Genomic DNA, 24,094 nt, shown 5'->3' with positions numbered 1-24,094 from the left:
TCTAATCGCCTTCGGATTTCAATTCACGGGCCAGCAGTAGCGGCCCTAGGTCATCGACGCTCAGTTTACCTTCCAGAACTGCCACTACTGCGTTCGTAAGCGGCATCTCGACACCGACTTTGGCGCCCAAGTCCTTCACGGCCCGCGCGGATTTAATACCTTCAGCGGTTTGCGTCATCCGGTTGTTGACCTCATCCAGGGTGAGCCCCTCCCCCAGCATGCGCCCGGCAGTATGGTTACGGCTCAGGGATGAGGAACACGTCGCCACAAGATCGCCCAGCCCGGCCAACCCAGACAGGGTTTCTGCCTTGCCACCTAAGGCCAAGGCCAAACGTGTGGTCTCCGCCAAACCGCGCGTGATGACCGACGCCTTGGTGTTGTCCCCCATCTTGCGCCCCTCGCAAATACCAACGCAGAGGGCAATGACGTTCTTGAGGATCCCACCGATTTCCACGCCCACCACGTCTGCGTTGGTGTATGGGCGGAAGTAAGGCGGCGTGCAGACCGCAGCCACCCACCCTGCCGTCTCTTCATCAGCGCAAGCCACCACAGATGCCGTGGGTTCTTGACGGGCAATCTCCATCGCCAGATTGGGCCCTGAGACAACTACCACCCGGTTCGGCGTCAAGCCAAGCTCTTCCATGATCACTTGGGACATCCGCTGGTCGGTGTGCAGTTCCAGCCCCTTCATCAAACTCACGACGACGGCGTCCTTGGCCAGGTGTGGCGCCCATCCGCGCAGTTGCTCACGCAGGGTCTGTGCAGGGACCGCCACAATCACCAGCTCTGCGTCCTTGAGCACAGCAGAAATGTCCGTGGAGGCTGTGATGTTAAGGGGCAGTTCAGTGCTGGAGAGATAGCGTGGGTTGCGGTGGTGATCATTGATTTGCTCCACCACTTCCGCCCTGCGGCCCCACAAAATTATCTTGCGCTCAGTTCCTTGGGCGGCATCACCGAGAATCTTGGCAAACGTGGTTCCCCAGCTGCCGGCCCCCAGCACTGCAATCTTTGCCGGCACCAAGCCATCTACATAACTCACTAGCTCTCTCCTGCTTCCGACGTGTCCGCTGCGTTCTTGGGCTTTTTCGTTCCTCGTTCAACAAAGCGGCCATGGCTCGATTGCTGGTGAGCAGCCGGATCCCAGCGCTCGGTGGGAGCTTTCTCCCCTCGCAGTGGCTCCAACAACGCAGTGATGTCTTTCATAATGACTTCGGTCATGGCTTCCAGCGTGGCTTTATCCCCTGTTTTACCCATGAAGGCACTCAAGTCCACTGGATCCCCGACCACCACGTGGGCCCGTTTCCGCGGGAAAATTTTGAAACCTTTCCCATAGCGGGGGAACACTTCCTGAGCACCCCAGTGGGCTACCGGAATTACCTTCGCACCGGTTGCCAGTGCCAGCCGGGCTGCACCTGTGCGCCCTTTCATGGGCCACAAGTCAGGGTCCCGTGTCAGCGTCCCTTCCGGGTAGATGACCACGGCATCGTTAGCGTCAAGGACTCTCTGGGCAGCTTCAAGGGATGTCCCCGCCGCAGCACCGCTTCGCTCAACACGGATCTGATGCGCGCCACGAAGCAAGAATCCAAGGAAGGGAGTGCTAAAGAGACCATCTTTGGCCAAGAAATGCGGCATCACATTCTGGTTATAGAGCATGTGGCCCACCACGATGGGGTCAATCTCCGAAAAATGATTAGGGACCACGATGAAGCCTTCACCTGTGGGTAATTTTTCCAGCCCCTGCCATTGCTTGCCGATCAGCACATTCATCACAGGCCGGGCGACGTCGGCCACGAAGGAGAAAAATAGTCGAGTCTTCCAAGACATTCCCCGTGGCTTGAACGGGCGCTTAGCCGGGCTCACCCCTACACCGATGCCCGGTCGGTGTCATGGACGTCAAAATTCGCGCCCAGGTCAGAGAGCTTGTCGGTGAACCTTTCGTACCCACGGCTGATGATGTCAATCCCCGTCACAGTGGAGGTGCCACTAGCGGCCAGTGCTGCGATCATGTGGCTAAATCCACCCCGTAGATCCGGAATATCAATGGTGGTCCCCGTCAGCGGTGTAGAACCAGAAATGACGGCGGAATGTATGAAGTTCCGTTGGCCAAAACGGCACGGAATACTGCCCAAGCATTCGCGGTGGAGTTGAATATTGGCTCCCATCCTAACGAGTGCCTGCGTGAAGCCAAAGCGATTTTCATAGACGGTCTCATGCACGATGGAAACGCCCTGGGCCTGGGTCAAGGCCACGACGAGCGGCTGCTGCCAATCGGTCATAAACCCGGGATGGACGTCCGTTTCCAAGACCAAGGGCAACAAATCCCCGCCGGGGTGGTAAAAACGGATGCCATCGTCGTGAATATCCATCCCGCCGCCGATCTTGCGGAAGGTATTGACGAACGTCATCATGTCGCGCTGGATAGCGCCCTCCACGTAGATGTCACCCCCTGTGACCAACGCAGCTGACGCCCAAGATGCGGCCTCGTTGCGGTCCGGGAGCGCCGTGTGCACATAGCCGGAGAGTTCTTTTACGCCTTCGATCCTGATGGTGCGGTCAGTTTGGACGGAGATGATCGCTCCCATCTTTTGCAAGACAGCAATCAAGTCCATGATTTCAGGTTCCGTCGCCGCCCCGCTGAGCTCTGTAATGCCCTCAGCCCTTGTGGCTGAAAGCAGAACCTGCTCCGTTGCACCAACGCTGGGGTAGGGAAGGCTGATCTTGGTGCCCTTCAGCCCGGTCGGTGCGGAGATCAGGATGCCGCCACCCGTTTTCTCGACCACGGCGCCGAACTTGCGCAAGACTTCCAGGTGGTAGTCAATGGGCCGGTCGCCAATCTTGCACCCACCAAGATCTGGGATGAAGGCGTGGCCGATCGAGTGAATCAAGGGCCCGCAGAGCAGGATGGGGATGCGGGAATCCCCGGCGTGGGTGTTGATTTCCGAACTGGAAGCCGTCTTGGCGTTGGACGGATCAAGTGTCAGATCCCCGGTAACCGGGTCTTTTTGGACTGTCACGCCGTGAATTTGCAGCAGCGAGGTCACAACGTCGACGTCTTTTAGTTCCGGAACATTGCGCAAAGTAGAAGGAGCGTTGCCCAATAAAGCAGCCACCATAGCCTTGGGCACCAAGTTTTTGGCACCACGTACCGTAACCCGCCCCTTGAGCGGAACTCCTCCTCTGACCGTCAGAATCCTGCTCATCTTCACCTAATCCTTAATCGCACCGCATGCTCCCCATCCGGGCGGAGTCTGGAGTCAAGCATAGTTTCTCGCCTCACGATGCCGAAATGACACGGTTTTGGATTCGGGAAGTATCACAAATGGCGAGCGCGCCTTGGCCCAACAGCTCCAGTTGTCCCAGATGAAGCCTGTGCCAAGGCCCTGCCGATTTTCCCGCGGGAGTCCTTGTCCTAAACCAGTACCCTCACTAGTGTCAGAGGTGAGCGGGTATCACGACCGCTCAGTCCATCACTAAGGAGAAGAGAGGTAAGAGTCGTGAACATCGACGAACCCACAATTCCCGGACAAGCACCAAATAGTCCCAGCCCCACCATGCCTTGGCCTAACTCGCCGGAACCCGGTTTTTCGGTGCCGTCCGAGCCTGCGCCGCCGCGGCACCCGGATCCCTCCGAGCCGGGGCCAGAAGCTCCAGAACCTTCGGGGCCGGCACCCTTTCCCCCGGAGCCACTCCAGCCACCTAACCCATCAGCACCCGGAGGCCCGGAATCGTATCCGCCAGATCCGTTTATGCCACCGGACCCGCCCATTCATTAACGCACCAACTAGCCGCAGGGCTGGGCTGGAGCGCCCGGCGGCCAGTCCGGCGGCCAGTCAGCCCGGTGGGCCGTCTTTGTGGCTTTTAGCCCGGCGGGCCTTCCAGTAGTGCGCTAGCTCTTCGCTGGCAACGTGGTGGGCTTCCATGCCGGTCGCGTTGCTTCGAACGCTGTAATCGCTGGCTCGTCCCGCAGCGTCAGGCTGATGTCATCAAGACCCTCAAGTAGGCGCCAGCGCGTGTAATCGTCGATCTGGAATGGTGCCACAACAGAGCCAGCGGTGACCATCTTGCTGTGCAGATCCACACTCACCTGCGTGCCCGGAGCGTTTTCTAGTTCCTTCCAGATCAGTTCAATGTCCTCCTGGGCAAGCTCTGCGGCCACCAGACCCGCTTTGCCTGAGTTGCCACGGAAAATATCGGCAAACCGGGAGGAAAGCACAGCCTTGAAACCGTAATCCTTCAAGGCCCAGACCGCGTGTTCCCGGGAGGACCCGGTGCCGAAGTCAGCGCCGGCAACCAGCACGGAACCGGCGTCGTATGGCTTGCGGTTGAGGATGAAGTCCGGATTCTTTCGCCAACTGGAGAAGAGTGCGTCTTCGAACCCCGTGCGAGTGATGCGTTTGAGATAAACAGCCGGAATGATCTGATCTGTGTCAACGTTGCTTTGGCGCAGCGGAACACCGATTCCGGTGTGAGAGGAGAACTTTTCCAAGGTGATAGCTCCTTACGCTGCGCTAATGGCAGGTTCTAGATCCGACGGTGAGCTCAGCGTCCCGCGGACAGCGGTCGCGGCGGCTACAACTGGCGAGACCAGATGAGTCCGCCCGCCCTTACCTTGACGGCCCTCAAAGTTGCGGTTTGATGTTGACGCGCAGCGCTCTCCCGGGGCCAGCTGGTCCGGGTTCATGCCCAGGCACATAGAGCAGCCAGCGAAACGCCATTCAGCACCAAACGCCAAAAAGACTTTATCTAGGCCCTCAGCTTCAGCCTCGAGGCGGACCCTCGCGGATCCGGGCACTACCAACATGCGAATATTCGGATCTTTTTCTCGGCCTCGGATGACGTCCGCGGCAGCCCGCAAATCCTCGATCCTGGAGTTCGTGCAAGAACCCAGGAACACGGTGTCGACGCGAATGTCTTTCATGGGTGTGCCTGCTGCCAAGTCCATATATGCCAGGGCTCGTTCGGCGGCGGCCTTCGCGTTCTCGTCGCCGAATGACTCCGGAGAGGGGACGGCGTCGTTCAAGGAAACACCCTGGCCAGGATTGGTACCCCAAGTCACAAAAGGCTCAAGTGTGTCAGCGTCCAAGGTCACCGAGGCGTCGAACTCGGCGTCGTCCTCGGTAGCCAGGGACCGCCAATAATCCACGGCAGCGTCCCAGTCATCCCCAACAGGGGCATGCGGGCGGCCTTTTAGATAGTCAAAAGTGATCTCATCCGGGGCGATCATCCCGGCCCGCGCCCCCGCTTCGATGGACATGTTACAGATGGTCATGCGGGCGTCCATGGACAGGGCACGGATAGCCGAGCCCCGGTATTCGAGCACATATCCTTGTCCGCCACCGGTGCCGATTTTAGCGATGATTGCCAAGATGATGTCCTTGGAACTCACGCCGGGGCGCAACGTGCCATCGACGTTGATGGCCATCGTCTTGAACGGTTTCAACGGAAGGGTCTGGGTCGCCATGACGTGCTCAACCTCGGACGTGCCGATCCCGAAGGCCAACGCACCAACGGCCCCATGCGTGGACGTATGTGAGTCTCCGCAGACCACCGTCATCCCCGGTTGGGTCAGCCCCAGTTGGGGACCGACCACGTGGACAATACCCTGTTCGGCATCTCCTAGAGAGTGCAAACGCACGCCGAATTCCTTGCAATTGTTGCGCAATGTCTGAATCTGGGTCCGGCTGGTCAGATCCGCGATCGGCTTGTCGATGGCCAGCGTGGGAGTGTTGTGATCCTCCGTCGCGATGGTCAGATCCGGGCGGCGCAGCGGCCTGCCAGCCAAACGTAGTCCCTCAAATGCCTGCGGCGATGTGACTTCGTGGATGAGGTGGAGGTCGATGTACAGCAAATCGGGCTCCGCAGCCTCACCGCTGCCCGCACCCTGCTTGACCACGTGGTCGCGCCAAACTTTTTCGGCGAGCGTCTTCGCCGCCCGACGCGGGAACGCCGCTGAACCAGCGGGTGCCTGTGCTTGGCCTTGCGCGTCGGATATGGTTTCCCCGGTCACGGCCAGCTCCCTTCAAGAGATGAGTGCCCCTGCCGCTTTGGCGGCTGTAGGAGGCCCTCGGTGGTTAATATATTTCTACTGTCCCAGCCTGCGAACCCTAGATGCTAGCTAGTCGATTTGCATCTCACATAATGAGACGTCAAAATCATTATATGGACAATTCTAGTGGTGTTGGCGTTATTGATAAAGCGGCCCTAGTGCTTGATGCACTGGAGGCTGGCCCTACCACCTTGGCTCAACTGGTTGCAGCTACCTCGCTGGCCCGTCCCACGGTTCACCGTTTGGCCCTGGCCTTGGTTCATCACAGGCTCGTCAGCCGTGACATGCAGGGTCGCTTTGTGCTGGGCAGCAGACTGGTTGAGCTCGCCTCCGCAGCGGGAGAGGACAGGCTCATTGCCGCCGCCGGGCCCGTCTTGCTTCAATTGCGAGACTCCACGGGTGAAAGTGCGCAAATCTTCCGCCGTCAGGGCGATTCGCGTGTGTGCGTGGCCTCAGCAGAACGTCCCATCGGTCTGCGCGACACCATTCCAGTGGGCACTCAATTGACCATGAAGGCTGGCTCTGCCGCGCAGGTGTTGCTCGCTTGGGAAGACCATGAACGTCTGCTCGAAGGGCTGGCAAGTGCCCGTTTTACGCCCACTGTGTTGGCTGGAGTACGACGGCGCGGATGGGGCCAGAGCCTAGGCGAACGTGAGCCTGGAGTAGCCTCCGTTTCAGCTCCAGTGCGTGGCCCCTCGGGACGAGTGATCGCCGCCGTCTCTATTTCCGGGCCGATCGAGCGCCTGACCCGTCAACCTGGCCGCTTACATGCGGAGATCGTGTGCAACGCCTCGCGCATCCTCACAGACGCTCTGCGTAAGACGAGCGACTGAGTCCTGCCATCGGAGGCCCGCTCCCAGTACTGTGGTGCCATGACCAGTTACGCAGTTTTCCTTCGTGGCGTAAATGTGGGCGGCGTCAACCTTAAGATGGCTGAGCTGCGCACGGCCTTGGAAACGCTGGGACTCACCGATGTCAAAACGCTGCTTGCATCCGGAAATTTCGTTGCTGTCTCAGATGCAGCCCCGGACGCTCTTAAATCCACTGTGGAAGGATGCCTCCGGCGAACCTTCGGCTATGAAGCGTGGGTAGTGGTCCTGACGGCGCGTCAGCTTGCCGACATCATCATGGCCTGCCCCTATCCGGCGAACGATCCACAAACCCATAGCTACCTCACGCTCTCCTGTGATCCACTGGCCCTTGACGCCCTAGAGGAAGCAGGCAGAGAAGATACGGAGCTTTGCCGGTTGAGCCCCGAGGCACTGGCATGGCTGGCACCTGCCGGAGGCACCACGGACAGCCCGTTCAGCAAACTCTGCGCCAAGGCCAAGTACAAGAGCACGACAACCACCCGCAACCTACGCACATTGGTGAAAGTCCGGGATGCTTTGGCCCAGGACGCCTCGAACTAAAGAGTCCGTGCATCACACGCTCGAATTCCGCTGTGTCGAATTTCACGCTGAATCTGCTCTTTTTATGGCCCTTCACAAACATTTTTCAGAAAAAACTCAGGATATTTTCATTTTGACCAATCCGTACCGATGAGCGCTCCGAACCATATCCGACGCCCCGACAAGGGAACGTTACATAGATGAGGAGAATTTTCTGATGAATAAGAAATCCGCTTTCCTGATTGCGCCAGTGCTCGCACTAGCCGCCGTTTCACTTTCCGCTGGTGGGGCCATGGCCGATGGTGGCACCACGTCCTACCAGGCCAACTTGGGCGCCATCAATGGCAGCGGCGCGACTGGTAGCGTCATGATCTCCCTGACAGGGGATCAGGCACACGTTACCGAGAACGTCAGTGGCCTTGCCGCAACCTTCAATGATGCAGCATATCCCCACGTCCAGCACATCCACATCGAGGGTATGGGCACCTGCCCCGCCCCCGGCGCAGATGCCAACAAAGATGGCGTCATTAGCACCACCGAAGGTGGAGCAGCCTACGGAAAGATCGGCACCACACTCTCTTCCAGTGGTGACACGAGCGACAAAGCTGCATTGGATCTGAAAGTAGGCGGCATGGGTGCCGCTTACAAGTACGACCGCACCTTCACGATGAACGCCGCCACCATCACGGCATTGAAGGCCGGTACCGCAGTAGTTGTGGTCCACGGTCTTGATCCGGCGACACTTTCACCGGAAGCTGCAAAGGCACCTAGCGACTTGGTACCCTCCTTGCCGCTGGCTGCTACCTCACCCGCACTGTGTGGGACCTTGGTTGCATCTCAGATGAGCGCTGTTCCTGGTGGAGCTCCTGACACAGGAGTAACTCAGGCAGTTGCTCAGACAAGCACCAGCACGTCACCTGAGCTTGGCCTGATGGCCGGATCCGGTGCGCTTGTCCTAGCAATCGGTGCGTTTGTGGCTCTTCGCCGCAAGAAGACCGTAGAGAACTAACGGCGGTCTGATTTCACATGAATAAGAACACCAGTCGCCGCGGGCGCCTTGCTGCATCCGCGGCGGCCGGCGTCCTACTTACCAGTATCGCGTTCGGCACCACCGCCTGCGCCCCCCAAGACCAGTCGAATGCAGCCGCTGCTCCTGCGGCAGTCCAATCGTCAGCCGTAGCAACGCCCAGTATCTCAGCGGCACCCACCACATCCCCTGCCGCTCCTATACCTGTACTACCTGCCCAACCAGCAACCACGGGTCCTATTTTGGAAGCGTCGGATCCTGTCAGCTTGCAGGCACCCGACGTCGGAATCAATATCTCATTGGTCCCGCTGGGCCAAGCAGCGGATGGCAGTATGGAAATACCTGGGGTCAAGCAGGGTGATCCGGGCGGATGGTACAAGTATTCACCGACCCCAGGTCAGCTAGGACCGTCAGTGATTTTGGGTCATGTCAATACCGAATCCTCCAACATTGGCATCTTTTACCGTTTGCACGAGATGAAGCCGGGACAGCAATTCTCGGTCGTACGCGCCGACAACACCGTTGCCGTATTTGAAGTGGACAAGCTCTCAGAAGTCCTCAAAGCAACCTTCCCTACGCTTGACATCTACGGCAATACCAACCGTGCTGAAATCCGGCTTATCACCTGTGATGGTTACGATCCCGCCTCCGGTGAGTTCAAGAAAAATACCGTCGTCTTCGGCCATCTGATTTCTAGCCACGCACTTTAGCCTGACACGGGCTCCAGCCCGCCGAAAAACAACTTTTGGATGGGACAGACAATGAACAAGCAAAGAAGTTTCGTCACAGTTGTGGCGCTGGCGGCCATGTTGGGCCTAGGCGGTTGCGGTGTAGCAGGTGCTGACAATTCCAGCCAGCCCGCCCAGATGCCGGCGTCGAGCGTTCCCATGCCCGCTATGACGGCATCGGGCGATGCCATGGCCAGCATGATTCACATCGAATCCGGTAAATACACCAATGCCGTGCCAGTGTCGGCCGGCTCCACAGTCACGGTGATGAATATGGATACTGCTACTCATTCTGTAACGGCCGACGACGGCAGCAGCTTCAATGTTTCTGTGCCCCACGGTGCCGTGGTCACATTCACAGCACCCATGAAAGCTGGCATCTACTCCTATCATAGTGACGGAAACGCCGGCATGCATGGAGTGCTGACAGTGCGCTAATGCACTACGCCCACCCCCTCACACAGTTCAGAAAGGCAAGAAGATGAACACGCGATACCCCCGATGGGCGGCCGTGGCGGCAACAGCCTTATTGCTGAGCGGATGCGCCGGCGGAACCCCAAACTCCGACTCTGCAGCCCTTCCGGCTCCTGCAAGTCAAGGAGCCGGTGTCAACACTTCCGCCGGGTCCTCTACATCGACGGCAGAGGTTCCGCCTGCGGCCGCCATGATCTGCTCTGACGAAGTAAAAGACAACGTGCAAAAGATCCTCGGTTTAGGATCCAAGCCCGCCACCACGCAAAGCTGGGACGGCTCGGTGTTCTCCTGCAACTACACGTTGCCCGAAGGTAATCTTCAGCTTTCCGTCCAAGTATTCGAGGGTCTGAAGAAAGCACAGGCGGGGGCCAAAGATCTGGCGAGTAAAGTCAGTGCCAACCCCATTGTAGGTCTTGCGAATCTGGGACTCCCCGGATACCAGTCGCCTATAGGTCAGGTCGTTTTCGCTAAAGACTCGATGTCCTTGCATGTGGACGCCACTAAAATGAAAGAGGTCGTGGGTCCCGACGCGATCCCGCGCACAGACTTCGCGTACCAGATCGCCACCACAATCTTGGGCTGCTGGACACACGGATAAGAACCCTGGTGCAGCGTCCGGGCTGTCACTGCACGTGGATGCTACACCAGGCTCAACGGCCGGCGAGGGCCAGAGCTTGCTGAAAGTCCAGGCACCGGGCAACTTCTGTCCTCGTCGGCTCTACCACCAAAGATTCACCGACGGCCTCAATACTGTGCAAAAGTCTTCGCCTCGCCATCTTTGCCCTGCCTCTGGCACCGGCTGCGGCAAAGAACTTGGCAGTCACAGCTAAAAAGATGCCCAGAACGACGCCCGTCACGAGCATCAGTGTGGGCAGCGGCCAGCCCTGCGTCTTCGGCACGTCGGGGACAGGAAGTTGGAGATATCCCAAAATGGTCAGGACGCCCAGCCAGATTAGGCCGCCGACCGCCACCAACAGGGCTAACCATTGGAGTATGGAAAAAACCGGCCACCACCAAGGACCGGCGTTCGCTTTAAGATCGCAAGACGCCACGGCTACATCCAGGGCGTCCGGTAGCGACTCCCTATTCGAACGGGCCGCTGTCCGGATTGACGCGTGCCATGGACCCGAAGAACCAGCGCTGGCAGCATCACCAAAAGCCCGAACCGCCGAATCCAGCTGCGCAGACTCCGCAGCAACGGCGGGCGGCAACGAGGTCCGCTTGAGGCCCGCGTCCGCCTCATGCTTGAGCCGCAGACGACGCAGCGGATCCTTCCGGAACCGTGACATCCACCGGGTCACCGGCCATCCGGTATGGCGGGATGCGTCCAGGCGGTGGGACGCACGGACTGCGGAAACCACGGTTTCAATGTGGGTAGCCTGCGCCAACCCAGCTGTCATCGCTTGACGGTTCTGCTGGTGAACGCCTGCCGGAGTACCCACGCCTGCTGCCTCGGAGAGCCGCCCTGCAGCGACTGCTACGTCTGCCGCAAGCCGGGCTGATTGGGCCACTTTGGCCTTGACGACTTCGGCGATCCGGCCCCGCAGATCATCCACTCCTACCCCAGTCACTGCCGAAACCGTTAGTACTGACGCTTTGGCTAACCCATCACTCGCCAGAATCTGGGCCAATGATTCCACCACGGCTGGCACTTCCGATGGCGCCAGCTTATCCACCTGGTTCAGCACCACCAGCGTGACGCTCTCATGGGCGCAAAATGGGCGAATGAAGTCATTGTGGATGGCGGCATCTGCATACTTTTGTGGGTCCACAACCCATACCAGTACGTCTACTTGGCCTGCTAGCCGCTCCACGGTTTCCCGGTGGGAGCGTTGCACAGAATCAAAGTCGGGCAGGTCCAGAAGTATCAACCCGGCGCCACCATTGGTCAATCCGGGTACAGGCTGGCCCTCTCGGCGATCGGCAATCTGGAGCCAATCCAAAAGCGGGGAGCTTCCAACAGGGTCCCATACCAACGCAAGTGGCTCGCTGGTGGTGGGCCGTCGCACGGCAACCCGTGCCACATCAGTACCCGTCACAGCATTGAAAAGGGAGGACTTCCCGCTACCGGTGGCCCCAAAAAAACCCACCACAGTGTGTTCGCCACTCAACGAACGCCGCGTAGCGGCCCGGGCAAGAACATCGTAAACTTCTTGGAGCGCAGCGTCCTCCAGGCGCCCCTCTCCAAGTTCTCGAGCGCGGTTCAGTGCCTCCATTCGGAGTGTCAGCGCAGATTCAACCCGAATATCCCGATGCCGACTCATGCGCCAGCCCCCAAAGCTGACAGTCGCAGCGCCTGAGCGTCCAGGCGGTCCTCCAGCGATTGTGCACCTTCTGGCGGCAGCATAATTCGTTCCAAGAACCTTATCTGCTGCCGCTCCAAAAGGGTTGCACAACGCTTTTGCAGTGAGAGGCGGACTTCTTTGACCAAACGCCGCACAGCGTCTTCGCCAAACACTGCTTCAAGCAACTTTTGACCCACCACCGCGCTACCTCCCGCGATGCCGATCTCGGCGCCTGTCAACCCTCCGGTCAGTGAAAAGACGACAATCATCAAGATGACACCCAGTCCGTTGACACCGAAAGACAGCCAGCGAGCTTGGGAACGTTTTGCTGCACCTTCTCCCCGTATCAGAGCCAGCACATCGCCTTGCCAGGCGCGGATTTGCGTGGCTACTTCTTCCGGGAATTCCGGGCTGACCCCCGCGAGGTCGTCGACGCCGAGCAGAGCGCGGCCGGCCGGGTTTGCACGCCAGCGTTGGTCAGCGTCTTCTGCCGCACGTGCAGCCTGGTCCACGATGACCGCCAGCAAACCCGTTTCTATGGCTGTTTCAACTTTTACTGCTGGCGGTGGGACTCCCTTGAAGAAGGCACCGATTCTGTCCCGGACACGCCCGATCCCACTTTCCACGGCCCTGAAGAGATCTCCGGTTCCAACAAAATCCTGCCAACGGGAAAGCACTTCGCCACGCAGCAGTGTGCCGTCGCTGGTGGCTTTGCCGATGCGAACCGTCGCGGCCGCATATGACGCTCTAACATCCTCTGCGAGCTGTCTGCGGGCAGCGTCTTGCTCCCGTGCTGCGTGAGCCACCACCTCAACCTTTGCGGAAAGAATCCGTACCGCCCCCCGGAGGGTGCGCCGGGCAATCTCACTGCGCCCTGCCGAATCTGCGGCAATCCCTGCCAGCCAGTCAACGATCGGCGCTACGCTAGCGGCAGGCAGCATCCCAAGCTCGTCAAGTTTCGCCTCTTGGACAACAAATAGTCTGGAGTCGGACAGGCCTTCTCTGGAGAGCATGGCACGCAAGTCAGCGCTAATTTCCTCTTGCGCACCAGCCGGAACTCGGTCCAAAACCACAGCCACGAGGATGTCCCGGCCTGCTGCATCCACCAGCAGATTCCAGGGGAGAGCATCGGCGTACCGATTAGCCGTAGTGACAAATAGCCAAAGATCCGCCGCCGCCAGCAACGTTGTGGCAAGCTCGCGATTCTCTTTTGCCACGGAATCGACGTCCGGAGCATCCAGAAGTGCGACGCCGGGCGGAATGGCAGGATCAGACACCAACACTAGCGAGCCCATGGCTGTGGCATCCGGCGTGGCGCCGGCCCGGTTAGCTGGCGTCTTGCCTCCCTCCAGCGAGCCACTAACGCGAGCAAGGGTGGGCAGCACGCGCGTAGAGGTGAACCAGTGTGCATCCACGGGGTTGTGGAGGAGGATAGGTTGGCGAGTGGTGGGGCGGATGGCCCCGGCTCGGGTCACAGGGTGGCCCGCTAAGGCATTCACCAGTGTTGATTTACCAGCTCCTGTGGAGCCACCCACAACGGCTAGCAGCGGCGCATCCAAACTGCGGTGCCGTGGCAAAATGTAGTCGTCCAATTGGCCAACGGCGGCGCGGGATATTTTCCGGGCTTCACCGGCTCCGGGAAGTTCAAGTGGGAGTTGAAGAGAATCCAAGGTGTCGCGGACAAGTTCCAGCAGCGCAACGGCTTCTTCTTGCGCAAAGGAGGCGACGCCGTCGTCCGCGGCTTTGGGCGATTCAATCGGGTTCACAGCTTCATCATGCCAGTCCCTCGGAGAATACTCGCCCAAGCGCGCGCAGGGGGCATGCAAAAGGCCGGAATCCCGTAGGTTTCCGGCCTTGCTTGTGACCCCAGCGGGATTCGAACCCGCGTTACCGCCGTGAGAGGGCAGCGTACTAGGCCGCTATACGATGGGGCCCTAATACATTCACTTTTTACCTGTAAAACCTCGTTGATAATACCCGAAGTTTCGCGTGTATGCCAAGTGAAAAAAGCAGCTTTTGCAAGCGCTGGGATACCAGGACTCGAACCTAGAATGTCGGTACCAGAAACCGATGTGTTGCCAATTACACCATATCCCAATGGCCACGTTCTGCCGTGAATTCAAGGGGTTTCCCCGGTCCTTCATCGGCCCTCGCGCCGGGATAAAACTATACCTGAGAGTTTCCCAGACTCCAAAACGCGAATGTACACTTCTACAGGCACGCGCACTAGCCGTTGAACACCCCGGCTGGCTCCTGAAGGACGCTCAGCAGTTCCATCAGCCCGGAGACCATCAAGACCCGGTCTGCAGCAGCTGTGGGCGGTGTTCTGGCACCTTTTCGATTGAGCCAAAAACTCTTGAGTCCAGCTTGGGCGGACCCGGCTCCGTCGATCACATAGTTATCCCCCACGTAGAGCGTCTGGGCAGGGGCAGTGCCCAGCAGGCGACAACCTTCCCAAAAGACCTCGGGTTCTGGCTTGGCCGCGTTGAGCGTGTCAATCCCGACCAAGACTTTCACTCGAGAAAGCCCGGCGTGATCTAACTTGGCGCGTTGATAGCCATGGACGTTGTTGCTCACGGCCCCGTAGGGGATGCCGATCGCATCCAACGCATCGAGTACCGGGACCACGTCCGGATAGGCCCTGATGGCAGCAGGCTGCGCTTTTTCAAAGTCTTCGATCCACACCGTTTCAGCAGCTTGGTCAAAGCCGTCAATTCCCAAGTGCGCAAACACTTCGCGGGCTCTCAGCCCACGCTGTTGTGAAAACGTGAATTCTCCGGCTATATAACGATCGTAGTATTTTCCGGCGTCGGCCATATAAAGGCCCGCGAAACCGTCCCACTGCCCCTGTGTGAATGCGGGCAGTATGTGTTTGCTGGCGGCGATCATGGCCACTTTCATGGCAGCGTGCAGATCCACCAAAGTGTCATCAATATCAAACAAAACACCCCTGACCGATCCCCCAGAGCCCACGGAGGCGTCTGGGGCAGGAGTATTTTGTGCTGCGTGTAAGCCCATAATTTAGCCCCTGAAGGACTTTAGTCGTGTCAAGGATGACTCCTTGCCCAAGATCACCATGGACTCGAACAAGGGTGGGGAAATCCGACGCCCGGACAGCGCAGTGCGGACGGGGCCAAATGCCAGACGCGGTTTGACGCCCAACCCCTCCACCAGAGCCGACTTCAATGCCCCCTGAATGTTTTCCGCTGTCCATTCCTCAAGCGGAGCCAACGCCGCCAATGCGGCATCGAGGACCTCAGTGAGGTTCTCGGGCATGCCCTTGCGAGCGTCATCGGCCACGTCAACGCCGTCGTCGGCCTTGAATAAGAAGGCGAGCATCTCGGGAGCCTCACCCAGAAGCGTGATCCGCTCTTGGATAAGCGGAGCGGCCTCGGTGAGAATCCCCTCCTCCCGCGGGGTCAGGGTCTCCCCCACGATCCCGGCGGCTTGGAGGTAAGGCACCAGCCGGTTACGGAAGTCGCTGCCCTCCAACAAACGCACATGATTGCCGTTGATCGCCTCCGCCTTCTTGATGTCGAAACGCGCCGGATTGCCCAAAACGTCATGAACGTCAAAGTTCGCGACAAGCTGCTCCACCGTGAAAATGTCCTCGTCGGCAGAGAGCGACCAGCCTAGCAAGGAGAGGTAGTTCAAAAGTCCTTCGGGGATGAAGCCGCGGTCCCGGTGCAAGAACAGGCTTGACTCAGGGTCACGCTTGGACAGTTTCTTATTACCTGCCCCCATTACGTAGGGCAAATGGCCAAACAACGGCATATGCTCGGCAATGCCCACCTCATACAGGGCCTGGTAAAGGGCCACCTGACGCGGCGTGGAGGACAGCAAGTCCTCCCCGCGCAGCACATGGGTGACGCCCATCAGGGCATCATCCACCGGGTTCACCAGGGTGTATAGCGGCGCACCGTTAGGCCGGACGACGGCGTAATCCGGGACCGATCCTGCCTTGAAGGTGATCTCTCCCCGGACCAAATCCGTGAAGGTGATGTCCGCATCGGGCATGCGCAGGCGCAGCGCAGGCAAACGACCCTCCGCCTTGAACGCGGCTATCTGCTCTTGGGAGAGGTCACGGTCAAAATTATCGTAGCCAAGTTTGATGTCCCGCCCAGCCGTCTTGTGCCGCGCTTCGACTTCGTCCGGCGTGGAATAGGACTCATATACGTGTCCTCCGGCGATCAACTTTTCAATAGCGTCCCGGTAGATGTCTCCACGCTGCGACTGGCGGTACGGCTCATGCGGCCCGCCGACTTCAACGCCCTCGTCCCAGCTGATGCCCAGCCATTTGAGTCCATCCAGAAGCTGTTCATAGCTTTCTTCGGAGTCGCGTTTGGCGTCAGTGTCCTCGATGCGGAAAATGAGTTTACCGCCGGTGTGCCGTGCATAGGCCCAGTTAAAGAGGGCTGTGCGGATCAACCCCACGTGGGGCGTACCGGTGGGAGAAGGACAAAACCTTACCCGGACGGGAGTTTGCGCATTTACAGTGGGGATTTGAGCAGCATTAGTCATGGTGAGACCAGTTTAGCGGCCTGTGGGTTCAGCGCCGCCCATGCGCGGATCGAATGGACAATGAGAACATCCGCCAGCCGGTCGATCACACCCCCTTGCCCGGGTGCCGAGGTCATGATTTCTTCTTAGAGGAATCCCAACAGGGTCGGGCTCAGTTGCTCCGCCGGGACCACAGCAACGTTCGGCAATGCGTTCGTGACTACAGCTCCGACCTCAGCATCGCTTTCATAAGTGCCGATGAGTATGGTCGTGGCACCATCCGAGGTGCGGCCCCAAGTACGTATTCCACTCGTCCTGCTGGTGTAAACATCTTCTCCGGGAGGTGACGTACACCGCTGATCCGGATAGATGATGACGTCCTGGGTCCGAAGGGGATCATCCCTCGAAGTGTTTGCGGCCGGCCCTCGTACCACAACGACATCACGCCTTTTCCAGAACGAAGCGCCCGCTATCTGCTTCCAAGAAAGCGGTTCCGGACATCATGGCCATGACAGTGAAAGGCGCTCGATCCTGAACCAAAATGGACCACCCCGGTGACATGACCACGTGGCAGCTATCTGCTCCGGCATTGCGGGCGAGGTCTACCTGGTCTTGCAGCGATTGTGCTGCCACCACTGCGCACCTTGCCGGGCGACGTGGCGACTACCGCGATGCAACGGATCAATAAAAGCGCCGTTCCGCTGCCCTTCAGGACGGTCTTCTTTGGGTGTGCAGCGGCCTCCGCAGCCGTCAGCTCACGCCATCGCCATGGATAGCTTTTGATCGGAGCTGGAGCCGGGCCAACCTGCGCGGGGTTCGCCGCGATAGCCGCGGCAATCCTTCTGGTTGATTCCTTTACACGTTGACGCCTAGTCGAGGCCAAGCTGATCCGCGCTGAGCCGCATATTCCGGTCGTTTAACATTCCGCCGTCACCTTCACGGAGGGCAGACTACCGCCTAACCACAGGGTTGGAAAGACGCCCGATGCCTTCGATCTCGACTTCATAGCGATCTCCTTCGGTCAACAGACCCACACCAGCCGGAGTACCAGTCATGATGACGTCGCCTGGCAGGAGAGTGAACGCCTGCGAAACGATCGAGACAAGCTCGCGAACACTGCGCACCATCTGGTTGGTGTTCCCGTCCTGTCGAAGTTCACCGTTGAGGCGGCCCTGAATGGTGAGGTCGTCCGGATCAAGCTCCGTTTCGATCCACGGTCCCAGGGGGGCAGAGGTGTCGAACCCCTTCGCACGGGCCCATTGACCATCCGTTTTCTGGACATCGCGGGCCGTCAGGTCATTGCCGCAGGTGTAGCCGAAAACGACTTCGTCCACGCGGTCCTCCGGCACATCCTTGCAAATGCGGCCAATAACGACACAGAGCTCAGCCTCGTAGGATACTTCCTCAGAGAACTCCGGCATCACGATCGGCTCGTTGGGGCCTACCACCGAGGTGTTGGGCTTGAGAAAGAGGAGCGGGTGCACGGGGACCTCGTTGCCCAGTTCGCGTGCGTGCTCGGCAAAGTTGCGGCCTACACCGATGACTTTGCTGCGAGGGATGATCGGGGCTACCAAGCGGACGTCAGCCAGCGGGTACTTGATGGTGGTTGTTTCCACACCGTTGAAAAAGGGATCACCTTTGATGACGGTGACTACTTCATTCCCATCTTCCCCTTCCACAATGCCGTACATCGGGTCATTATCAACAACAAATCGGGCTATACGCATGAGGGGAAGTCTACCGGTATTCGCCCCTTCTGGCCGATCAGTACTGTGCTATCACACCGCGGGGTCAGCGCGGCTTTCTTTGATGAGCTCTTTGGTGCGCACCAAACGCAGTGCCGTAACGAACACCAGCCCGCCCGCCACGTTCAGCAACGCCGTGTACCAAAACCATCCCAGCCACTGTGTGTAGCCAAAAGGTGCCCCCGTATGAATGGCTCCAAAAATGAGCAAAGAATCCAACACGGAGTGAAACAGTGGAAGTCCCGCTAATAGGAAGCCGCCGCCCACGGCGGCCACAATCTTAGCCATCATGGAGTCGGTGCCGTGTTGCATGCGGGTCATGAGCGTGATGGTGCTTCCGCCGAGCACTGCCAGGGCCGCCGTCTGCAAGGACAAAGGCGCTAGAGCGTAGTGCGCCGCTGCATCAATAATGGTCTCCCGCCATTGTGGAAATGCTTGCATCACCACCCACATGAAGACCCACCCGCCAGCGAGGTTGGCCACAAGGGTTCCGCCCCACAATTTCATCAGCTGTCCCAACGTTGCCTCTTTAGCCACAACAGCGGTGATGGGTACTAAAAAACCTTCCGTGAAAAGTTCGCTCTTGGCTAACAGAAGTGCGATGAATCCAATCCCGAACGCCAGCCCGGCTAAAAGCCTGCTGCCCGTGGCGTACTCCACGCCAAGGTATGCCATGACCCCCAAGCCAACTTCAACCCCACCAAAAACCCCTGTCACCAGCACCTGTAACCACGAACGATTCAGCCGCTGTGCGCCTTCCTCGACGATGCGGTCAAAGGTTTCCTCAATCTCTTCCTCCACCGGGGCGTCATTGCTCCCTAGATCACGCCGGCGTTGCTCTTCATCCATGGTTACTCCTTGCCGGCGGCGTCTCCGCAGTGGACATTCCGGCGCCGCATGTGACGTCTTTTTGTGCATCCTATGCCAGTGTGCGTCCACAATGGCGCTGTGCCCGCAAGAATTTATTGCGGGCCGTTGCCCGGGTTCGCCACGCACTCCAGTTGGACAGCACCCCGGGGTCCTCTGACACGATTGATGGATGGCAGAACTGGAAGAACTCATAAGGCCCGCTTTGGCAATCCTGGCAGCCATTGCGGTCGCACTGTTGCTTACCGTGATCCTTCGGGCAGTCTCAAATCGTCTATTTCGCAAAATTGTGGACTTTCGCCGCCGCTCTGCGCAGGCAAAGTATCCTGTTTTCGGGGTCTTCTTGTTTGTCGGTGTGCGTATGGCATTGAATTACACCGTTCCCAAGCAGCCATGGTTCGCCCCGGCAGACTTCGTCTTGATGCTCGGGCTCATCGCCGCCCTTATCTGGCTGGCGCTGGCCACCTTGGGAATCACCGAGCGACTGGTCCTGCGCCATTTTTCCACGCGCATCAAGGACAACCGCAGGATGCGCCGTCTAACCACCCAAATCACATTGGGCCGGCGCATCGTTGCTGCACTGTTGATCACATTAGCTGTGGCCGGAGTCCTCTTGACCATCCCCGAGGTCAGGGCACTGGGCACAGGACTGTTGGCATCTGCCGGACTAATCTCCATTGTGGCCGGCTTAGCCGTGCAAAGCTCACTCTCCAACGTTTTCGCCGGCGTCCAACTCGCCTTCACCGACGCGATCAGGATTGACGACGTCGTCGTGGTGGAAGGGTTATGGGGCCGGATTGAGGAGATCACCATGACCTATGTGGTGGTCCGAGTCTGGGATGAGCGGATGCTGATCTTGCCGTCCACGTATTTCACCACAACGCCGTTTGAAAACTGGACCCGCAACAGCCCCAAGATCATGGGCAGCGTGGAACTGGACCTCGATTGGCAAAGCCCGGTTCCCGAACTCCGCGCACACTTAGACTCCGTACTGGCAGGGACTCCGCTATGGGACGGCCGGACGGGCAAGCTGGAAGTCACCGACGCCGTCAACGGGATGGTGCGGATACGTATAGTCGTCAGCGCCAAGGACAGCGGTGAACTGTGGACGCTGCGTTGCCTGGTCCGCGAATCAATGCTCACCCATGTCCAACAGGGCGAAGGCGCTATCCCTCGACAGCGTTGGGAAATGACCAACCCCGCAAAATGAGCCAAACCCGATTTGCGGGGCGTGCCTTAGATCAGACGGGTCAGCCAGCCGTGCAGATCTTCCACAGCACCTGTCTGAATCCCCAGAAGCGTCTCGCGGATGGCCATGGTGACCTCACCAGCGCCGGAACCAGGAGAAGCAATCGAGCCCTGGGCTGTCTTCAACTCACCGATCGGGGTGATCACTGCCGCGGTGCCACAGGCGAACGCTTCGGTGATCTCACCGGAGTCAACGCCGTCGCGCCATTCATCGATCGTGATCTTGCGTTCTTCGACTTTCAAGCCCCGATCCGCAGCCAACTGCATGACGGAGGAACGGGTGATCCCGTGCAGGATGTGGCCGTTGAGTGCCGGAGTTACTAGACGTCCGTCCTTGAACACGAAGAAGATGTTCATCCCGCCCAGCTCTTCGATCGCGTTGTCGTTGAACGGGTCAAGGAAGAGGACCTGCTTACAGCCCTGCGCTTCGGCTTCCATCTGGGCCGCGAGCGACGCCGCATAGTTGCCACCGCATTTAGCCTCACCAGTGCCACCTTCACCAGCGCGAGCGTAGTTGGTTGAGAGCCAGATGGAGATCGGCTTGAGCTCTCCGCCGAAGTAGTTCCCGGCCGGTGAGGCAATCACCCGGTAAGAGACTTCGCGCGCGGGGCGGACACCCAGGAACGCCTCAGTCGCAATCATGAACGGACGCAGGTAGAGAGCTTCGCCGTCGCCGGAGGGGACCCACGCCTGATCTGTCTCTACGAGCTGGCGCAAAGACTCAATGAAGATCTCTTCGGGTAGCTCGGGCAGGGCCAGACGGCGAGCCGAGGTATTGAAGCGGGCAGCGTTGGCTTCCGGCCGGAAACTCCATACTGAGCCGTCGCCATGACGGTATGCCTTCAGACCTTCAAAAATTTCCTGACCATAGTGCAGCACAGATGCAGCCGGGTCCATGGCAATGGGTCCGTATGGCTCGATGCGCGCATTTGACCAGCCTCCGACGCCGTCCACATCGACTTTATAATCCACGACGGCCGTGTGGTCGGTGAAGTAGTCGCCAAATCCGGGGTTGGCCAAAATAGCTTCACGTTCGGCATCGCTCTTCGGGTTCGTGGCGAGCTGCTTATCGAATGCGTGCTCATTTGGGGTCTGGGTCATGCTTCCTCCACTTGGTTGCGCCCGTCATTGGATGTACCAGCCTGGGCGGAGTTTAGGGCTAAAAATCCGTGCTTTGAATAGTCTCGTGCACCAAATATTTCGGTTACGATGCATTCACTCTATGGGATAAAGCCTACTCCTACACACTGCCCGGCACGACGGCGTCAGAGGGCTTGCGCGATTGCGTCTCCGACGACGCTGGTAGCCCGTGGCGAGGCACTATTGCGCATGGCGATGTCAGAGGCAACAGCCGCTTTAATACGAGATGCGGCGCCAACGTGACCGAGGTGTTCTAGCAAGAGTGCAGCCGAGAGTATCGCTGCACTGGGATCGGCCTTTTGTTTTCCTGCAATGTCAGGTGCCGAACCATGGACGGGCTCAAACATCGACGGTGCTGTTCGGTCCATGTTGATGTTTCCGGATGCCGCAAGACCAATACCGCCGGTGACGGCGGCGGCAAGGTCGGTGATGATGTCTCCAAAGAGGTTGTCGGTGACAATCACATCAAAACGCGCCGGATCGGTGACCAGGAAGATCATGGCAGCATCCACGTGCAGGTAGTCAACGCTGACCTCTGGGTATTCCGTGGCGATGGCTTCAATGGTGCGCTTCCACAGGTGCCCGGCGTAAACCAGAACATTGTGCTTGTGAACATATGTGAGCTTCTTGCGTGGGCGCTCATTGGCTCGGCGGAAGCCGTCTCGAACGATTCTCTCCACACCAAACGCAGTATTCACAGAGACTTCTGTTGCCACTTCATGCGGAGTCCCTTTTCGGAGGACTCCACCGTTGCCAACATAAGGCCCTTCGGTTCCTTCACGAACCACGAGAAAATCAATGGTGCCCGGATGAGCTAAAGGTGAGGCCACGCCGTCGTACAGAAAGGACGGGCGCAAGTTGACGTAGTGGTCAAGGCTGAAACGCAGCTTGAGTAGCATCTCGCGCTCAATGAGCCCGGACGGGATGCTGGTGTCCCCGGGAGCCGCGCCCACTGCCCCAAAAAGGATGGCATCATGACCGCGCAGAGCCTGGATGGTCTCCTCCGAGAGAGTCTCCCCTGTTGCCAACCAGTGCTCGGCGCCGAGCAAATAATCAGTCAATTTTAGACTCAGGCCTTCGGACGCCGTGACTTTCTTTAGCACCTTCACGGCCTCAGCTGTAACTTCCGGACCTATGCCGTCGCCAGCAATTACTGCTATGTCAATCAATGCGCTCATGCTTTCATGCTAACCAAACCATCCACATGATGGTCAAATGATCCCAGCATTTGAGACAACCTACTTGGTGAGATCGTAAGCTGCCAAGGCCTCACGGCGCGTTTGCAACAGATCCACGATGGGTTCCGGGTAACCGGGAAGAAGAAATTCCGGCACCCACTGACTGACATATTTGCTCTCCGGATCAAACTTGCGAGCCTGCGTCAACGGGTTGAAGATCCGAAAAAACGGTGAGGCGTCCGCTCCTGAGCCAGCCACCCACTGCCAATTCGCCGGATTCGATGCAGCATCAGCATCCACCAAGGTGTCCCAGAACCACTCCTCCCCCACTCGCCAATGGATCCCGAGATTCTTCACGAGGAAGCTTGCGGCAACCATCCGGACTCTATTGTGCATGAAGCCGGTGGTCCACAACTCGCGCTGTCCGGCGTCCACCAGAGGGATTCCGGTGCATCCCTTCTGCCAGGCGTGCAGCATCGTGTTCGCTGATGATTCGACGGCGCTACCCTCTGACTTTGACGACGGCCATCTCCATGGATAGTCGTCAAATCGTGGACGCAGATTATCGGTAGCCAGCGTTGGGTGGTGGAAAAGTTGGTGCCAGCAGAATTCTCGCCAGCCCAGCTGGGACGCGAAGACGGCGGCTCCATCACTGCGGGTGTCTGTCAGGGAGTGCCACACTTCAAACGGGCTCAACTGTCCCCAGCGCAGGTAAGGCGAGATCCGGCTAGTTCCCGGTTTATCTGGTCGGTCCCGGTCCGCGGCATAGTCATCTACCACCCCGTCCAAGAAATCTGCCAGCGCTTCGCGTCCCCCAGCTACGGTCGGGTCCCACGCTGTGCGCAAACCTCCCGCCCAATCAGGAGCATCCGGAAGTAAAGACCAGTCCCCCAGCCGATCAGATGCGGGAAGGGCACCCAGAAAACCGTGGCCAGCATCGGGAGCATCCAAGGGCGCCCGGAAATTCAGTGCTGAGAGGGCCCGCCAAAATGGGGTAAACACCTGATACGGGGTCCCTTGCCCCGTGCTAATTTGCCAGGGTTCGTGCAAAAGTGACGCTTGGAAGCTTTCGGCATGTAGGCCGCGCTCGACCGCCCATTCCTTAGCGGAGGTGTCCACTGCGCGCTCTGCACCACCATAGCGGCGGTTCCAGAACGCCGACGTGGCGCCAACGGCATCCATAACGTCGGAGAAAACCCCGGTTCCAGCACCCCGGCGCAAGATCAGCGGGATCCCCAGCCGCTCTAGTTCTAGGCGCAAGTCTTCTAGCGCATGATGTAACCACCAACGCCCGGCACCCCCCAGCGGCCGCACCCCTGGCGATTCCTCGTCCAGAACATACAGGGCGACGGCATTTCCGGCGTTACATGCAGCTAAGAGAGCGGGGTTGTCAGTTACCCGCAGATCGTCTCTGAACCAGATTAGTGAGGTGGAGATGATGGTTCCTTTCACGCAAGGACAGCCG

Annotated in this window: 25 protein-coding genes and 2 tRNA genes; 7 read left to right on the top strand and 20 right to left on the bottom strand. The window is 58.9% G+C overall.

The window, feature by feature from the left end:
- Position 1: 1 nt before the first annotated feature.
- The 6 genes from LOH53_RS10300 to leuC all read right to left on the bottom strand — a co-directional run bounded on the left by LOH53_RS10300 (position 2) and on the right by leuC (position 6,007).
- Entirely contained in the window at positions 2 to 1,039 is a 1,038-nt protein-coding gene (locus LOH53_RS10300) for an NAD(P)H-dependent glycerol-3-phosphate dehydrogenase (RefSeq protein WP_230067649.1), read from the bottom strand.
- A complete protein-coding gene (locus tag LOH53_RS10295; protein WP_230067648.1) occupies positions 1,039 to 1,824 on the bottom strand; it encodes a lysophospholipid acyltransferase family protein in 786 nt (261 codons plus the stop codon). The genes LOH53_RS10300 and LOH53_RS10295 overlap by 1 nt, the downstream gene beginning before the upstream one ends.
- Positions 1,825 to 1,862: 38 nt before the next feature.
- The gene (gene murA, locus LOH53_RS10290) at positions 1,863 to 3,200 is read right to left on the bottom strand and encodes a UDP-N-acetylglucosamine 1-carboxyvinyltransferase (protein WP_230067647.1); all 1,338 of its coding nucleotides are present in this window, start codon (positions 3,198 to 3,200) and stop codon (positions 1,863 to 1,865) included.
- 209 nt (positions 3,201 to 3,409) lie between these two features.
- Complete coding sequence (locus tag LOH53_RS10285; protein WP_230067646.1) at positions 3,410 to 3,766, bottom strand: hypothetical protein; 357 nt, start codon at positions 3,764 to 3,766, stop codon at positions 3,410 to 3,412.
- Between the two features lie 120 nt (positions 3,767 to 3,886).
- Positions 3,887 to 4,486, bottom strand: coding sequence for a 3-isopropylmalate dehydratase small subunit (leuD, locus tag LOH53_RS10280; protein WP_230067645.1), 600 nt, complete (start codon positions 4,484 to 4,486; stop codon positions 3,887 to 3,889).
- 12 nt (positions 4,487 to 4,498) lie between these two features.
- A complete protein-coding gene (gene leuC, locus LOH53_RS10275; protein WP_326832766.1) occupies positions 4,499 to 6,007 on the bottom strand; it encodes a 3-isopropylmalate dehydratase large subunit in 1,509 nt (502 codons plus the stop codon).
- 152 nt (positions 6,008 to 6,159) lie between these two features.
- Between leuC and LOH53_RS10270 the strand changes: the two genes are divergently transcribed.
- The 6 genes from LOH53_RS10270 (at position 6,160) to LOH53_RS10245 (ending at position 10,264) form a co-directional block, all read left to right on the top strand.
- Positions 6,160 to 6,879, top strand: a complete 720-nt coding sequence (locus LOH53_RS10270) for an IclR family transcriptional regulator (RefSeq protein ID WP_230067644.1) — start codon at positions 6,160 to 6,162, stop codon at positions 6,877 to 6,879.
- Between the two features lie 39 nt (positions 6,880 to 6,918).
- Positions 6,919 to 7,458: a DUF1697 domain-containing protein gene (locus LOH53_RS10265; RefSeq protein ID WP_230067643.1), complete on the top strand. Its 540-nt coding sequence runs from the start codon at positions 6,919 to 6,921 to the stop codon at positions 7,456 to 7,458.
- A 196-nt stretch (positions 7,459 to 7,654) separates the two neighbouring features.
- Entirely contained in the window at positions 7,655 to 8,446 is a 792-nt protein-coding gene (locus LOH53_RS10260; RefSeq protein ID WP_230067642.1) for a hypothetical protein, read from the top strand.
- A gap of 17 nt (positions 8,447 to 8,463) precedes the next feature.
- Positions 8,464 to 9,174, top strand: coding sequence for a sortase domain-containing protein (locus LOH53_RS10255; protein ID WP_230067641.1), 711 nt, complete (start codon positions 8,464 to 8,466; stop codon positions 9,172 to 9,174).
- Positions 9,175 to 9,225: 51 nt separating this feature from the next.
- The gene (locus tag LOH53_RS10250) at positions 9,226 to 9,630 is read left to right on the top strand and encodes a cupredoxin domain-containing protein (RefSeq protein ID WP_230067640.1); all 405 of its coding nucleotides are present in this window, start codon (positions 9,226 to 9,228) and stop codon (positions 9,628 to 9,630) included.
- 43 nt (positions 9,631 to 9,673) lie between these two features.
- Positions 9,674 to 10,264 carry a hypothetical protein gene (locus LOH53_RS10245; protein ID WP_230067639.1) on the top strand — a complete coding sequence of 197 codons (591 nt, stop codon included), beginning with the start codon at positions 9,674 to 9,676 and terminating at the stop codon, positions 10,262 to 10,264.
- Positions 10,265 to 10,316: 52 nt separating this feature from the next.
- On the opposite strand, the gene LOH53_RS10240 is transcribed toward LOH53_RS10245, so the two are convergent.
- From LOH53_RS10240 to LOH53_RS10190, 11 genes are all read right to left on the bottom strand, one after another.
- A complete protein-coding gene (locus LOH53_RS10240; protein WP_230067638.1) occupies positions 10,317 to 11,930 on the bottom strand; it encodes a GTPase in 1,614 nt (537 codons plus the stop codon).
- The gene (locus tag LOH53_RS10235; RefSeq protein ID WP_376991390.1) at positions 11,927 to 13,708 is read right to left on the bottom strand and encodes a dynamin family protein; all 1,782 of its coding nucleotides are present in this window, start codon (positions 13,706 to 13,708) and stop codon (positions 11,927 to 11,929) included. The genes LOH53_RS10240 and LOH53_RS10235 overlap by 4 nt, the downstream gene beginning before the upstream one ends.
- A gap of 104 nt (positions 13,709 to 13,812) precedes the next feature.
- Positions 13,813 to 13,885: transfer RNA gene (locus LOH53_RS10230), tRNA-Glu, on the bottom strand.
- Positions 13,886 to 13,976: 91 nt separating this feature from the next.
- Positions 13,977 to 14,048, bottom strand: a tRNA-Gln gene (locus LOH53_RS10225).
- A gap of 129 nt (positions 14,049 to 14,177) precedes the next feature.
- A complete protein-coding gene (locus tag LOH53_RS10220; RefSeq protein WP_230067637.1) occupies positions 14,178 to 14,969 on the bottom strand; it encodes an HAD family hydrolase in 792 nt (263 codons plus the stop codon).
- A gap of 3 nt (positions 14,970 to 14,972) precedes the next feature.
- Positions 14,973 to 16,472 (bottom strand): glutamate--tRNA ligase, encoded by a 1,500-nt coding sequence (gene gltX, locus LOH53_RS10215; protein ID WP_230067636.1) that lies wholly within the window; start codon positions 16,470 to 16,472, stop codon positions 14,973 to 14,975.
- The gene (locus LOH53_RS10210; RefSeq protein WP_230067635.1) at positions 16,469 to 16,588 is read right to left on the bottom strand and encodes a cupin domain-containing protein; all 120 of its coding nucleotides are present in this window, start codon (positions 16,586 to 16,588) and stop codon (positions 16,469 to 16,471) included. The genes gltX and LOH53_RS10210 overlap by 4 nt, the downstream gene beginning before the upstream one ends.
- A gap of 9 nt (positions 16,589 to 16,597) precedes the next feature.
- On the bottom strand, positions 16,598 to 16,885 hold the full coding sequence (locus tag LOH53_RS10205) for a cupin domain-containing protein (protein WP_230067634.1): 288 nt from the start codon (positions 16,883 to 16,885) through the stop codon (positions 16,598 to 16,600).
- Between the two features lie 7 nt (positions 16,886 to 16,892).
- Positions 16,893 to 17,084, bottom strand: coding sequence for a hypothetical protein (locus tag LOH53_RS10200; RefSeq protein ID WP_230067633.1), 192 nt, complete (start codon positions 17,082 to 17,084; stop codon positions 16,893 to 16,895).
- Between the two features lie 317 nt (positions 17,085 to 17,401).
- The gene (locus LOH53_RS10195; RefSeq protein WP_230067632.1) at positions 17,402 to 18,178 is read right to left on the bottom strand and encodes a fumarylacetoacetate hydrolase family protein; all 777 of its coding nucleotides are present in this window, start codon (positions 18,176 to 18,178) and stop codon (positions 17,402 to 17,404) included.
- A 51-nt stretch (positions 18,179 to 18,229) separates the two neighbouring features.
- Positions 18,230 to 19,045, bottom strand: coding sequence for a formate/nitrite transporter family protein (locus LOH53_RS10190; RefSeq protein ID WP_230067631.1), 816 nt, complete (start codon positions 19,043 to 19,045; stop codon positions 18,230 to 18,232).
- A 190-nt stretch (positions 19,046 to 19,235) separates the two neighbouring features.
- Between LOH53_RS10190 and LOH53_RS10185 the strand changes: the two genes are divergently transcribed.
- On the top strand, positions 19,236 to 20,273 hold the full coding sequence (locus tag LOH53_RS10185; RefSeq protein WP_230067630.1) for a mechanosensitive ion channel family protein: 1,038 nt from the start codon (positions 19,236 to 19,238) through the stop codon (positions 20,271 to 20,273).
- Positions 20,274 to 20,299: 26 nt separating this feature from the next.
- Here the strand turns inward: LOH53_RS10185 and LOH53_RS10180 are convergent, their stop codons facing one another.
- The 3 genes from LOH53_RS10180 to LOH53_RS10170 form a co-directional block, all read right to left on the bottom strand.
- A complete protein-coding gene (locus LOH53_RS10180) occupies positions 20,300 to 21,412 on the bottom strand; it encodes a branched-chain amino acid aminotransferase (RefSeq protein ID WP_230067629.1) in 1,113 nt (370 codons plus the stop codon).
- 164 nt (positions 21,413 to 21,576) lie between these two features.
- The gene (locus LOH53_RS10175; protein ID WP_230067628.1) at positions 21,577 to 22,629 is read right to left on the bottom strand and encodes a 3-isopropylmalate dehydrogenase; all 1,053 of its coding nucleotides are present in this window, start codon (positions 22,627 to 22,629) and stop codon (positions 21,577 to 21,579) included.
- Positions 22,630 to 22,689: 60 nt separating this feature from the next.
- Positions 22,690 to 24,066 carry a cryptochrome/photolyase family protein gene (locus LOH53_RS10170; RefSeq protein WP_230067778.1) on the bottom strand — a complete coding sequence of 459 codons (1,377 nt, stop codon included), beginning with the start codon at positions 24,064 to 24,066 and terminating at the stop codon, positions 22,690 to 22,692.
- Positions 24,067 to 24,094 lie beyond the last annotated feature (28 nt).

Source organism: Arthrobacter cryoconiti, from assembly GCF_020905375.1.
Classification (GTDB): Bacteria; Actinomycetota; Actinomycetes; order Actinomycetales; family Micrococcaceae; genus Specibacter; species Specibacter cryoconiti.
This window is presented reverse-complemented; position numbering and strand designations above follow the sequence as displayed.

Bases quoted from the DNA above. Each gene is read 5' to 3' on its own strand.
- LOH53_RS10295 (WP_230067648.1), bottom strand. From the start codon at position 1,824: ATGTCTTGGAAGACTCGACTATTTTTCTCCTTCGTGGCCGACGTCGCC.
- murA (WP_230067647.1), bottom strand. From the start codon at position 3,200: ATGAGCAGGATTCTGACGGTCAGAGGAGGAGTTCCGCTCAAGGGGCGG.
- LOH53_RS10285 (WP_230067646.1), bottom strand. From the start codon at position 3,766: ATGGGCGGGTCCGGTGGCATAAACGGATCTGGCGGATACGATTCCGGG.
- LOH53_RS10270 (WP_230067644.1), top strand. From the start codon at position 6,160: ATGGACAATTCTAGTGGTGTTGGCGTTATTGATAAAGCGGCCCTAGTG.
- LOH53_RS10265 (WP_230067643.1), top strand. From the start codon at position 6,919: ATGACCAGTTACGCAGTTTTCCTTCGTGGCGTAAATGTGGGCGGCGTC.
- LOH53_RS10260 (WP_230067642.1), top strand. From the start codon at position 7,655: ATGAATAAGAAATCCGCTTTCCTGATTGCGCCAGTGCTCGCACTAGCC.
- LOH53_RS10255 (WP_230067641.1), top strand. From the start codon at position 8,464: ATGAATAAGAACACCAGTCGCCGCGGGCGCCTTGCTGCATCCGCGGCG.
- LOH53_RS10250 (WP_230067640.1), top strand. From the start codon at position 9,226: ATGAACAAGCAAAGAAGTTTCGTCACAGTTGTGGCGCTGGCGGCCATG.
- LOH53_RS10245 (WP_230067639.1), top strand. From the start codon at position 9,674: ATGAACACGCGATACCCCCGATGGGCGGCCGTGGCGGCAACAGCCTTA.
- LOH53_RS10240 (WP_230067638.1), bottom strand. From the start codon at position 11,930: ATGAGTCGGCATCGGGATATTCGGGTTGAATCTGCGCTGACACTCCGA.
- LOH53_RS10220 (WP_230067637.1), bottom strand. From the start codon at position 14,969: ATGGGCTTACACGCAGCACAAAATACTCCTGCCCCAGACGCCTCCGTG.
- gltX (WP_230067636.1), bottom strand. From the start codon at position 16,472: ATGACTAATGCTGCTCAAATCCCCACTGTAAATGCGCAAACTCCCGTC.
- LOH53_RS10210 (WP_230067635.1), bottom strand. From the start codon at position 16,588: ATGACCTCGGCACCCGGGCAAGGGGGTGTGATCGACCGGCTGGCGGAT.
- LOH53_RS10195 (WP_230067632.1), bottom strand. From the start codon at position 18,178: ATGCGTATAGCCCGATTTGTTGTTGATAATGACCCGATGTACGGCATT.
- LOH53_RS10190 (WP_230067631.1), bottom strand. From the start codon at position 19,045: ATGGATGAAGAGCAACGCCGGCGTGATCTAGGGAGCAATGACGCCCCG.
- LOH53_RS10185 (WP_230067630.1), top strand. From the start codon at position 19,236: ATGGCAGAACTGGAAGAACTCATAAGGCCCGCTTTGGCAATCCTGGCA.
- LOH53_RS10180 (WP_230067629.1), bottom strand. From the start codon at position 21,412: ATGACCCAGACCCCAAATGAGCACGCATTCGATAAGCAGCTCGCCACG.
- LOH53_RS10175 (WP_230067628.1), bottom strand. From the start codon at position 22,629: ATGAGCGCATTGATTGACATAGCAGTAATTGCTGGCGACGGCATAGGT.